The sequence below is a fragment of the Clostridium novyi NT genome (genome assembly GCF_000014125.1).
Taxonomy (GTDB): Bacteria; Bacillota; Clostridia; order Clostridiales; family Clostridiaceae; genus Clostridium_H; species Clostridium_H novyi.
On sequence record NC_008593.1, the window covers coordinates 680,860 to 694,115 of the forward strand.

The following is a 13,256-nucleotide window of genomic DNA, read 5'->3' on the forward strand; positions in this document are numbered from 1 at the left end:
AATTTAAATATAATTAACTAAGGAAAGAAGGTGTTTAGTATATTTATAAAATTTAGATCTTTTATTATTGAAAACAAATACAAGTTATTAAAAATTATTTTATCTATTACAGCACTTATAATAATTTATTCAGAAGGAAAAATAGCATTAAACAATTTTAATGTAGGAATTTCATTATATTATTTACATACAGCATTGAGAAGTCGTGGCTGGCTATTTTTTGTGGCTGGAATTATAGCAGTAGGTGCAACTACTCTTTATGACTATTTTGTAGTAAAACATTTAAAGTACAGCTTATCAATAAAAAAAGTATTAAAAATATCCTGGATTTCAAATACCTTTAATAATTTTTTAGGATTTGCAGGATTAACAGGTTCAGGACTTAGAACAGTTTTTTATAAAAAAGAAGATATAGAGTCAAAAGATGCAATATATATTAATTCTTTAATAAATCCAGCTACACTTGTTGGGCTTTCCGTTTTAGCTTGGCTTGGTGTTTTTAATATAATAACTATAAAACCGATACTTTTTCTTCATAAGTTTCTTTGGTTTGCTATTATAGGATTTCAAATATACATAGTTATATATTTATTACTATTCAAAATACCTTGGTTAAAAAGTGAATTTTTATCAAAGGATACAAGTGTTAAAGAACCAAAGAAAATAAGAATTGGATTAATATTTGTATCATTATTAGAATGGATAAGTGCAGGAAGTTTTATTTGGTTTATAAGTTACTTTTTTACTAATCACATTACTTATGGAGAGGCACTTGGAGTAATTACAGTTGCAGGAGCAGCAGGAATTATAAGCCTGCTTCCAGGAGGAATTGGAGCCTTTGATTTAGTATGTGCAAGGGGACTTCAATTAATGGGAACAACTCCTAATGAAGCTGTGGCAATACTTATTATATACAGAATGTTTTATTATATAATTCCTTGGTTTTTAGGGGTGGTATTATCTTTAAGAGATATGAGAGAAGTGCTTCCAACAACAGTTATTCCAAGAACACTATCCAATTGGCAAAAGGTTTGGGTTAAAAATTACAAAGAAATAAGTGATTTTGGAGTAATAGCATTATCCGTATTAGTATTTTTATGTGGAGTTGTACTTCTTATATCAGCTGCGGTACCAAGTGTTTCTCAAAGGGTAAAGATAATATCAAAGTTAACATCATTTACATTTATGAGGTTTTCTCATAGAATATCCATAATAATTGGTGTAATGCTTGTTGTATTATCTAAAGGAATAAGAGAGCATTTAAAAAGAGCATATTCTCTTACTATAGTGTTGCTTTTAGTAGGATCATTATTTACATTTACAAAGGGACTTGATTATGAAGAAGCAATATTTCTACTTATAGTTGCAGCACTACTTAGGTTTTCAAGAAAAGGATATTACAGAGAAAGCGTACCTGTAAAAGGAATTACAGTGTTTATTATGATACTTGTAAGTGCTGTAAGTATAGGATTTTATGCTATGCTTGGACATAGTATTAGTTTTGCCTTTACAGGATTTAAAAATGGACCTAAAGTATTTGAAATATTTATAACTAGAAAACAATTTACATGTAATGCAATATATGCATTTATTTTAGCGTGGGTAATACTTACAATATATTTTATATTAAAGCCTAAAAGACCATTTGATATAAAAGTTTCAGATGAAGATATAGATAAATTAAAAGAATTTTTAAAGAAATATGAGGGAAACTATTTAACACATTTATTGTTTATGAGAGATAAAAATTTTTATTGGGCGCAAGAGGGAAAGGTTTTAATTGCCTACGCAAATATAAGAGATAAGCTAGTAATCCTGGGAGATCCTATTGGAGATGAAAAATATTTTCAAAAGGCAATTGAAGAAATACAAATATTTGCAGACAAGTATGCCCTTTATCCAGTGTTTTATCAAGTAGCAGAAAAGTACATTACTACCTATCATGAAAATGGGTATTACTTTTTTAAACTTGGAGAAGAAGCAGTAGTAGATTTAGAAAAATTCAATTTAGAAGGTAAAAAAAGAAAAGATTTAAGACTTGTTAGAAATAGATTTGAAAAAGAAAACATGGAGTTTGAAATTATAGATCCTCCTTTTTCAGGGGAAGTTATGGGAACATTAAAAGAAATATCTGATCAGTGGCTTAATGGAAGAAAGGAAAAGGGATTTTCACTTGGAGCCTTCGATGAAAAGTATATAAATACTGCGCCAGTTGCTATATTAAAAAATTCAGATAAAGAAATAATAGCCTTTGCAACAATGATGCCTAAATACGATAATGGAAAAACAATATCAATAGATTTAATGAGATTTGTAAATGATGCTCCAAATGGAACAATGGATACATTATTTTTAAAGATAATGCTTTGGAGTAAAGAAAATGGATACAAATACTTCAATTTGGGTATGGCGCCACTTTCCAACGTAGGTGTTGCACCATTTGCTCATAAACAAGAAAAACTAGCTAAACTTGTATATAAATTCGGAAACTATTGGTATAGTTTTTCGGGGCTTAGAAGATATAAAGAAAAGTTTACTCCAAATTGGGAATCCAGATTTTTGGCATATCCTCAATTTATGTCATTGCCTACTTTATTAATTGACTTAGCATTTTTGGTATCTAAAGGCAGAAAAGAATAAAGTATTTAATAAAATTATTAATAAAAAAATAAATAGGTTGACTTAAAGTACAGTAAAAATTATGCTATAATTAACATAAAATATATATTTATAGGAGCGTGTTTTTATTGGATCCAGACAGTACGTGGCAGTTAATTACTTTAATAATTCTTTTATTATTATCTTCTTTCTTTTCAGCGTCAGAAACAGCTTTAATGTCATTAAATAAGTTAAGAGTTAGACATATGATTGATGAAGAAGTAAAAGGATCTGAATTGCTTGGAAAGTTAGTAGAAAAACCAAGTAAATTATTAAGTGCTATATTAATAGGTAACAACGTAGTAAATATCGCTGCATCAGCTCTTGCTACATCCCTTTCAATAACATATTTTGGAGATAAGGGAGTAGGCGTTGCAACAGGAATCATGACAATATTAGTTTTAATTTTTGGAGAAATAACTCCAAAATCCATTGCAGCAAGCAATCCTGAAAAAGTATCATTAAAGGTAGCAAAACCAATATACTTTACTACAGTTATATTAAGACCTTTAACAGTTGTATTTGTGGCATTAACAAATAAAATAGTTGGTATATTTGGAGGTAAGGCTAGTATGGGCAAGCCTCACATAACCGAAGAAGAATTAAAAACTATAGTTGATGTGAGCCATGAAGAAGGTGTATTAGAGGTGGAAGAACGAAAAATGATATACAATGTCTTTGAATTTGGAGATTCTCAAGTAAAGGATGTTATGGTGCCAAGAACGGAAATGGCATCAGTAGATATAGATTCAACTTATGATGAAATTCTTGAAGTATTAAAAAAAGAGCAGTTTTCTCGTATACCTGTATACAAAGATAGCACTGATAATATTATAGGAATTTTGCATATTAAAAAATTAGTTTTCTTTGATAATTCAAAAGAAAAATTCGATATAACAAAATATATGGTAAAACCATATTTCACTTACGAGTATAAGCCAACTACAGAACTATTTGAAGAAATGAGAAAAGATAGAGTTGCAATGACTGTTGTACTTGACGAATACGGTGGAACAGCAGGAATTGTTACTATGGAAGATATGGTAGAAGAAATAGTTGGAGATATAGAAGATGAATACGACAATGAACAAAATGATGAAATAAAACTTATCAAAGATGATGAATATATAGTAAAAGGAAGCACAAAAATAGATGAAGTAAATGAAATGTTAGGAATAGATATAGAATCAGAAGATTTTGATTCTATAGGTGGATTTGTAATAGGAGAAGTAGGCAGATTTCCTAAAAAAGGTGAGTTTGTAGAATATGATGATGTAAAATTAATAATAGAAGAAATCGAGAAAAATAAAATTAAAAAATTAAAGATTTTAAAAAAAGGTAAACCTTAAACTTAAAGTTGTAGATATTTAGTATATCTACAACTTTTTATTTTATAACATTTTAAAAAGATAATCATATAATAACATGAGATAAATAATTAAAATGAGGTGAAAGCTTGGTTATTTATGTTGTAAAACCAGGTGATAATATATATTCTATAGCTAATAGATATGGAATGTCACCAGATAAAATAATTAGAGATAATGAAATAAACAATGTAGACCATCTAGTAATTGGACAGTCTTTAGTGCTTCTTCCAGAAGATAAAACCTATACTGTAGTAAGTGGAGATTCTCTTTATACAATTGCAAGAAAGTTTAATACAACAGTGCAAAGTATACTTGGAGTAAATCCTAGTATAACAAATCCTGAGTCCTTATCAGTTGGTCAAGTTATAACAATACCATCCACAAGAAAAATAGGTACCATAGAAGTAAATGGATATGCTTATCCTAATATTAATGTAGATGTTTTAAGAAAAACTCTACCTTACTTAACTTATCTTAGTATATTTAATTATGAAGTAACAGCAAGTGGAGAGCTTGTAGATATTCCTGATGAAAACTTAATAAAAGAGGCAAGAGACGCAGGAGTTGCACCACTTATGGTAATTACCAATATAGACAAAGGAAGAAATTTTAGTAGTGATATATTAAATTCAATATTTAATAATGAAGATATAAAGCAGAATCTAATAAATAATATAATTGATAAATTACAATCTAAAAATTATTATGGATTAAATATAGATTTTGAATATGTATATCCTCAAGATAGAGATAAATACAATAGATTTTTATCAGAAATAACAAAAACATTAAATGATTTAGGGTATATAGTAAATACAGCAGTTGCACCTAAATATAGAGCCAATCAACCAGGAATATTATATGAATCTCATGATTATCCTTTCCATGGAAATACAGTAAACCATGTTATCATAATGACTTATGAATGGGGATATAGCTATGGCCCTCCAATGGCAGTAGCTCCAATTAATGAAGTATCAAGAGTACTTAGCTATGCAGTAACAGAAATACCTAGTAAAAAAATTCTAATGAGTATTCCAAACTATGGATATGATTGGACTTTACCTTATATGAAAGGATCAGCTGCAAGAACTATATCAAATACAGAAGCCATAGATTTAGCAGTGAGAACAGGGTCTATTATAAAGTATGATGAGGGTTCAGCTTCACCATATTTTAATTATTATGATAATTTAGGAAGATCTCATGTTGTTTGGTTTGAAGATGCTAGAAGTATAAATGAAAAGTTAATGCTTATAAATAGATATAACTTAGGAGGAGTAAGCTACTGGACTATATCAAAATACTTCCCACAAAATTGGCTTGTTTTAAATTCATTATATGATGTAAAAAAAGTTATTTGATTTCATTTAAATCCTTGGAAATAATGCTAAGTTTCCAGGGATTTAAATATTTATTGCACTAGTTGTTATAAAATAATATGGTTTTAGTGTATAATTATATATATATTGGCAAACTTTAAGTGAAAAGATGTGGGGAGGGAAGATTTTGAAGAAAAGAAGATTTTTTATAATGTCTATATTCATGTGCATTTTTACACTGTTTAAAGTTAAAACCGTAAGTGCTTTAGATGAAAAATATTCAAAGGTAGATGCACATAAAACTTGGACAATTACTTTCAGTGACAAGCTAAGCTATGATACGGCAGTAAGACTTATAAAGGTTAAAGATAGGAATGGAGAAAAAGTAAGTGCTAGATTAGAACTTAAAAATGACGAAAAAACAGTAAAAGTAAAAGCACCTATAAGAGGATATATACAAGGAGAAACGTATTCTTTAAATATAGAAAAAGAAATATATTCTAAAAATAGAGATAAAAAATTAAAAGAATTTAAAAAGGTGGATTTTAGAGTGAAATGTGATAATCCTTTTAAAGATATGATTAGTATAGAACCTGAAGACACCATAAAAGCTATAGGTACAAAAAAATACATATTTAATAAAATGCAAAAGCTTTCTAATTTAAACGGAAAAACATTAGAGGAAAATGGGTGGAAATTAAGAGTTATACAATACAATGAATTAAAAGACACAAAAGGACTTATTATAAACACAGATAATGCACAAAATATACAACTTCCTTTTAAACTAAATGGATGGCTTGGAGTTTATGTTGGATATTTAAATGATACAGAAGAAATAACTTTGAAGGTTAAAGAGAAAAATATAACCAGTACCTATATAAATCATAACTACAAGAAAAATAGGAAAAACAAATATATTAATGAAGGGTTTATTTTTGCAAATGATTTTAAGGATGATGTTATAGAAATATGTCCTAAGAAGGGAAAAGCTACTCATATAGCATATATAAAACTAGTTTCATTGAATAAAGAACAAATTAAAGCTTATAATGAAAAAACATATTCTGTAGACAGCAATGTAGTGTATGATAATGATGGATTTACAGATTTCTTTTGGGGAAGATACCCAAGTGTACAATCCTTAGAAGAATTACCATTAAATTTAGTGACAAAAGTAGATGCACATGAACTAAATTGGACAGTTGGAACTACAGGACTTTTAAATTACAACAGTAAATATGCAGGAGATGCCTTTGAAGATTTTTATAAATACCAATATGAAGTAAGAGAAGGAGACAAACTTGCAAGAAAGCAAATATTAAATATACTAGATACTTCAGGAAAATCAACATTAGGAGTCGTAGCAGACAAGGGAAAAACACTGGGTATGAAAGTAAATGGATGCTTAAGGATGAATACATTTTATCCAAATGACTACACAAGATATTTAAATGGTTCTATGTATGATGACTTTTATGACTGTCATCAAAATGGAGGATATATGTTAAGTTACTATTATCCTAAATATAGAAACTATATATTAAATGTACTAAAAGAAATTTCAAATACAGAAAATGTTCAAGGTATAACATTAGATTTTTGTAGATATCCATATATTATGGGAAGTGAATCTACACTAAAAGAAAAGATAGACATAATGAATTACTTTATGAAAAAAGTTAGACAAGAAATACCTTCAAAAAAAATAACAGTAAGATTTCCGTACTTGGATCCAAAATCATATGGACTTGATGTTAAAACATGGGTTAATGAAGGACTTGTTGATAGAATAATACCATCAGTAATTTCATATGAAGATTTCTTTAATTTAGACAAATATTCAAAACTAGTAAGAGGCACAAATGTAGAATTGTATCTTGGAATATCTGCAAATGTAGAAGGTGGAGATGCTACAAAGGATTCAGAAAGCCTAGATGAAGATGGAAAATTACCAGGAAATAAATATTTAACACCTGAAGAGTATATTTATAGAGCATATGAAGGGTACAAAGCAGGTGCAAAGGGAATATTTATGTTTAACACATTAAATGCACTAGATATTGAAAAGGATGTATCACCTATGTATAAATTAATAGGGAATAAAGCTAAAGTAAACAAGTGGTATCAGCTAGAATATGAATCATATTTAGTTAATTATAAAGTAGATTTATATGTATAAAAAGTATACTTATTATAAAAGTATATTTAATAAATTGTAAGATAAAAAGCTAAGGAAAAAATCCTTAGCTTTTGCTGTCTTGTTCTTTAATAAGACCTTTTCTATATGCAATTAATAACATTTTAAGTTCAGCTATTTGTTTCTTTAATTCTTTTCCTATATCTGTATCAGCAACTCTTTTTCTCGATACAACTTGTTCAAGAATAATTGTTGAAGATAAAATATCTTTTTCTTCCTCAATGGCCTTTCTAATAGAAGAAAAAGGTTCATGAGAACTTAAAAGAAGTCCATAGGAATTATATATTAAAGTATATCCTGCAATACCTGTTTCAGGTTGATATGCCCTACAAAAACCACCATCTATAACCAAAAGTTTTCCATTAGCTTTAATAGGATTTTCACCAGCTTTAGTTTTAACAGGAATATGTCCATTTATTACATGAGAACAATCAGGGTCAAGTCCAAATTCCTTTAAAATATTTGTAACGACTTTTTCATTTGATCTATACTTGTAATAAGGATTTCTATATTCAATATGAGTACCCTTGTCATCTATAAAGTATCTTTCAAGAGTAGTCATTCTTAATTTACCAAATTCAGGTGAATTAGGACCGCACCATAAATACCACATCATATCAAGTGCAAATCTTTTAGCGGAAGAACCATTTTTAAAGAAAAATGCTTCTCTTGCAAGTGAGTCAAACTTATCTAAAAGAGATTTTCCACTATAGCGTACTCCGTCAATTGTTATTTCTTTAAATGTACCATCTTCATTAAGAGGCACACATCCATGATACAATAAATTTGAATTATAAACTAGATACATAGATCCTTTACTATACATAAAACGGATATGTCTTTGAAGCTTTTCACTATTTACAAAAGAACGAGTAAGCTTCTTTATTAAATCGTCTTCATTTTCTGTAAGCTTATATGGATCTTTTGGATCTACAGTAGGAAAAAAAGTATCATTTAATTTGTAAATGTGTCCATCAAGATCTATTGTACCTTTTTCATAATTAATTTTATCTAATAGCAACTGGTCGTCCATTTTAAACTCAGGATGATTTTTTATTATTTGTCCTTGAAGTTTAAATTGAATTATAGCAATTGCCTTGTGCATTTTGGATATTAAATTAAGTTCATTTTGAGTAAGTTCCTTATTAATAGTCTTAGGAATAAAACTATTGCAAGGATCGTTTTCGTAAACATCCATGGCAAAGGTAGCTAGAGGAAGTAAATTTATACCGTAACCGTCTTCAATTGTATTTAAATTAGCGTATCTTAGAGAGATTCTAAGAACATTACATATACAAGCTTCAGAACCAGCAGCAGCACCCATCCACAAAATATCGTGATTTCCCCATTGTATATCAACTGAATGGTGCTTCATTAATTCTTCCATTATAATTTCCGCACCAGGACCTCTATCATAAATATCCCCTATAATATGAAGTCTATCAACTACCAATCTTTGAATAACCTTTGAAATAGCAGTTATAAACTCAGGCGCTCTATCAATATCAATAATAGTAGAAACTATACCATTATAATACTCATGTTTATTTATAGTTCCATCATGTTCGTGAAGTAATTCTTCTATTATATAAGCAAAATCATGAGGTAAAGCTTTTCTAACTTTAGAGCGAGTATACTTAGAAGATACTACTCTACAAAGCTCAATAAGTCTGTATAAAGTTATTTTGTACCAATCACTTAAATCCTTTTCAGATTGCTTAATAAGTTCTAACTTTTGCTCAGGATAATAAATAACCGTGGCCAAAGTTAATTTTTCATTATCCCTAAGAGAATTTCCAAAAACATCATCTATTTTACGTTTAATAACACCAGAGGCGTTTTTTAATACGTGAGTAAAGGATTCATACTCTCCATGAATATCACTTAAAAAGTGTTCTGTACTTTTAGGTAAATTTAATATAGCCTCTAAATTTACTATTTCGGTACTTGCAGAAGAGATATTTGGATATTGATTAGCTAGTAATTTTAAATATCTTAAGTCTTTTTTGATTAAATCTAAATTGTTTTCGTCACAGAAGGTCATCCCGTTTCCTCCCCCTATAAAATATTGACCTATAATATTATATCATATTATTAATTTTATAAAAGATTGAATATATTAATGTATATTATTAAATATAAATAATACTCAATTTTCGTATAAAATGCAAGTGATATATGTTATTTGTTATAAATTTTTTAATTGTGATACCATAATGAAAATATAAATAATGAAGTAGAAAAATTAAATATTGTGATAAAATTAAGTATATAGTTAAAGGAGGATATTTATGCAAATATTAATTATAGAAGATGAAGAAAGAATGAGAAAGTTACTAAAGGATTACTTTAAGCGTAGTGGATTTTCTGTTTTAGAAGCGGAGGATGGAGTAAAGGGATTAAAAGTTTTCAAAGAAAATTCAGTTGATTTAGTCATACTAGATATTATGATACCATGTTTAGATGGGTGGACAGTTTGCAAAAGTATAAGACAAAATTCAAAAGTTCCAATAATAATGCTCACAGCTAAAAGTGAGGAAGAAGATAAACTTTTAGGATATGAACTTGGATGTGATGATTATGTGACAAAACCATTTAGTCCTAAAGTACTAGTGGCAAAGGTGAAGGCACTATTAAAAAGAAGTGGAATAGAAGAAAAAGAAACTAATATAAAAAACTACAATGGACTTTACATAAATAAACTTTCAAATGAAGTTAAAATTCATGGAGAGATAGTAAATTTATCCCCTAAAGAATATGATTTGTTAATATTTTTTGTGAATAATATAGACATTGTATTAAGCCGTGATACTATTTTAGATAAAGTATGGGGATTTGATTATGATGGGGGACTTAGAACAGTGGACACTCATGTAAAAAGGCTTAGAGAAAAGTTAAAAGAAAAATCAAATTATATAGTTACAGTAAGGGGAAAAGGATATAAATTTGAGGTGGAATAAATAATGAAAAAATTTATTATGAAAAAGAGTATAACATTAAAACTATTTATGACTACAGTTATATTTTTTGTATTGTTCATAACAACTCAACTTGTATTTCAATCTTTGTTTTTTCAAAGCTTTTATACAAATAGGAAAATTACTAGATTAAAAGATAATTTTAAGGGGTTTGAGGCAAAATATATTATGAATTTTAGAGATTCAGAAGCCACTCTTTTTAATATAAAAAAGTTTGAAAGAGACAATAATGCAAAAATAGTTATACTAGAAAGTAATGGACTTTTAAGCTACATAACAGATAGCAAAGAAGAGTTAAAGGACACAAATAAGGTTAGCATAATTCAGTCTATAATAGAGCAATGGACATCAAACCCAGAAGCCTTTAAAAAAATCCAAGAGCAGGGTAAAACAATAACCTATATATTTAACGATAAATATTATAATTTAAAACACATAGTTGCATTAACTCCTGTAATAATAAACAATCATGCAGGAAAGGTTTTGTTTGCAGTATCATCACTTCAGCCAGTAGATGAAGCTGTAAAAGTAATGAAGGATTTTTACATATACACTTATATAATAGCAATTATACTAATTTTAATATTGTCATCAATATATTCAAAGATGATATCAAAACCCCTTGTGAACCTAAACAATGTGGCACTTAAAATGGCAAAGCTAGATTTTAATGAAAAGTGTGAAACTTCAAGGGAAGATGAAATAGGAAGTCTTGCTAAAACTTTAAATTTCTTATCACATAATTTAAATTCTGCTCTATCATCATTAAAGGAAAGTAACAGTAAATTAAAAAAGGATATAGAAAGAGAAAAAGAGTTAGAAATAATGAGAAAAGAATTTGTAGCAGCGGTATCTCATGAACTTAAAACTCCTATAAGCTTAATAGAAGGATATGCAGAGGGAATAAAGGATAATATATTTGAAGAAGAAGACAGAGAATACTATATAAATGTAATAATAGATGAAGCTGAAAAGATGGGAATGCTTGTTACGGATATGTTAGAACTTTCAAGACTTGAATCGGGAACCATAAAAATAAATATAAAAAACTTCTATATAAATAATCTAATAAATAATGTAGTTAAAAAATTAAGTAAAATAGATGAAGATAAAAATTTTACTAATAGAATTAATATAGAATGTTCACTTAAAGATGATTTACAAGTTCTCGGTGATGAACCTAAAATACAGCAGGTTATAACTAATTTTCTTACCAATGCCATTAGATACACTAAGCCTAAAGGTAATATATATGTTTCAACTAAGTTAATGAATAATAAGATTCTAATAGAAGTTGAAAATGAAGGGGAGCACATAGATGAAAAAGAACTTTCACGGATATGGGATAAGTTCTACAAACTAGATAAGTCTAGAAATAGAAAGCTTGGAGGAACAGGACTTGGTCTTGCCATAGTAAAAAACATATTAGAGCTTCATAGTAGTGAATATGGAGTGGTTAACACAAAAATGGGAGTTAAGTTTTATTTTACATTAAATAAGGCATAAATTAATTCAGATATAATTATTATATTGATTTAATTAAAGGAAAATAACCTAGATGAAAATTCATCTAGGTTATTTTTTATGCACTTAAAGTTAAAGTAAGCTTTTTAGTTTTACCGTTTCTGTTAACTATAATTTCTACCTTATCTCCTGAATTATGTTTTTGTTTTAATTCATTCATTTCTTGAACTGTTTTAACAGTCTTATTATCAAATCTAATAATTACATCTCCAGGTTCAATTCCAGCCTTTTCAGCAGGGCTAAATTCTTGAACTTGCTGAACATAAATTCCAATAGGAAGATTAAATTGTTTTGAAATCTGAGAATCAATATCCCTGCACATAATTCCTATTGTAAGTATAGGTTTTGTAAGATTTTGAATTTGTGGTTTTACAGCATTAATAGGAATTGCAAAACCAAGTCCTTCAACTTCACTTCCACCTATTTTTGCGCTATTTATTCCGATTACTTGACCATACATATTTACAAGGGCTCCACCACTATTACCAGGGTTTATAGCTGCATCTGTTTGGATGAATTTTTGTTTTTCGCCTCCAACGGATACTTGTCTGTTTACGGCACTTATAACCCCAGATGTTACAGAACCTAAGAATTGTTTTCCAAGAGGATTACCTATTGCAATAGCAGGATCTCCAACTTGAATGCTATCAGAATCTCCAAATTGAGCTACAGCAGGTACTTTCACTTTTTCAGTAAGTTTTATAACCGCAAGGTCCATAGAAGCATTGTAGTTTATAACTTTTGCAGGTATTTCCTTGCCTTCTTTTCCGTTGTTAAATATAACAGAAATTTGTTTTGCGCCTTTTACAACGTGATAATTAGTTAGTATATATCCATCTTCGCTAAATATAATTCCAGAACCCATTCCTTCTTGAGTTTCAGGAAACCCAAACATATCCAAAGATGAAATACTTTTAGTTGAAACTCCAACAACAGCAGGACCAACTTGTTTTGCAATATTAGACACAGACATAGCAACAGGAGATGCACTAGGCTTATTTGTAGAAGGATTGGTTGGTGCTACATACTCTGTGGCGGTTTTGTTATTGTAATACTTAATTGTAGCTATAGTAGAAAGCGTACCACCTAAAGATGCGGATAACACACCAACTAATATATAAGAAAGTATCCCTTTACCAAAACCTCTTTTCTTTTTTACATCTATAAATTCATTTTCATTGTAATCATTATTCATAACTCTTCC

At 28.6% G+C, this 13,256-nt stretch carries 8 protein-coding genes; 6 read left to right on the forward strand and 2 right to left on the reverse strand.

The genetic code is table 11. From position 1 onward, the window contains the following. Nucleotides 1–30: 30 nt before the first annotated feature. The 4 genes from mprF (at nucleotide 31) to NT01CX_RS03190 (ending at nucleotide 7,532) form a co-directional block, all read left to right on the forward strand. Complete coding sequence (gene mprF / locus NT01CX_RS03175; protein ID WP_011721597.1) at nucleotides 31–2,640, forward strand: bifunctional lysylphosphatidylglycerol flippase/synthetase MprF; 2,610 nt, start codon at nucleotides 31–33, stop codon at nucleotides 2,638–2,640. Between the two features lie 107 nt (nucleotides 2,641–2,747). Continuing rightward, a complete protein-coding gene (locus NT01CX_RS03180) occupies nucleotides 2,748–4,007 on the forward strand; it encodes an HlyC/CorC family transporter (RefSeq protein ID WP_039225401.1) in 1,260 nt (419 codons plus the stop codon). A 107-nt stretch (nucleotides 4,008–4,114) separates the two neighbouring features. Then, nucleotides 4,115–5,392, forward strand: coding sequence for a LysM peptidoglycan-binding domain-containing protein (locus NT01CX_RS03185; protein ID WP_039238682.1), 1,278 nt, complete (start codon nucleotides 4,115–4,117; stop codon nucleotides 5,390–5,392). A 145-nt stretch (nucleotides 5,393–5,537) separates the two neighbouring features. Further along, on the forward strand, nucleotides 5,538–7,532 hold the full coding sequence (locus tag NT01CX_RS03190) for a hypothetical protein (protein WP_141640107.1): 1,995 nt from the start codon (nucleotides 5,538–5,540) through the stop codon (nucleotides 7,530–7,532). A gap of 64 nt (nucleotides 7,533–7,596) precedes the next feature. Here the strand turns inward: NT01CX_RS03190 and NT01CX_RS03195 are convergent, their stop codons facing one another. After that, on the reverse strand, nucleotides 7,597–9,594 hold the full coding sequence (locus tag NT01CX_RS03195) for a fructose-1,6-bisphosphatase (RefSeq protein ID WP_011721601.1): 1,998 nt from the start codon (nucleotides 9,592–9,594) through the stop codon (nucleotides 7,597–7,599). Nucleotides 9,595–9,841: 247 nt separating this feature from the next. On the opposite strand from NT01CX_RS03195, the gene NT01CX_RS03200 reads away from it, so the two are divergent. Then, nucleotides 9,842–10,510, forward strand: coding sequence for a response regulator transcription factor (locus tag NT01CX_RS03200; RefSeq protein ID WP_011721602.1), 669 nt, complete (start codon nucleotides 9,842–9,844; stop codon nucleotides 10,508–10,510). Between the two features lie 3 nt (nucleotides 10,511–10,513). After that, complete coding sequence (locus NT01CX_RS03205) at nucleotides 10,514–12,034, forward strand: HAMP domain-containing sensor histidine kinase (RefSeq protein WP_011721603.1); 1,521 nt, start codon at nucleotides 10,514–10,516, stop codon at nucleotides 12,032–12,034. 76 nt (nucleotides 12,035–12,110) lie between these two features. Here NT01CX_RS03205 and NT01CX_RS03210 read toward each other — a convergent pair whose 3' ends face one another. Further along, nucleotides 12,111–13,247 carry a S1C family serine protease gene (locus tag NT01CX_RS03210; RefSeq protein ID WP_011721604.1) on the reverse strand — a complete coding sequence of 379 codons (1,137 nt, stop codon included), beginning with the start codon at nucleotides 13,245–13,247 and terminating at the stop codon, nucleotides 12,111–12,113. Between the last annotated feature and the right edge of the window lie 9 nt (nucleotides 13,248–13,256).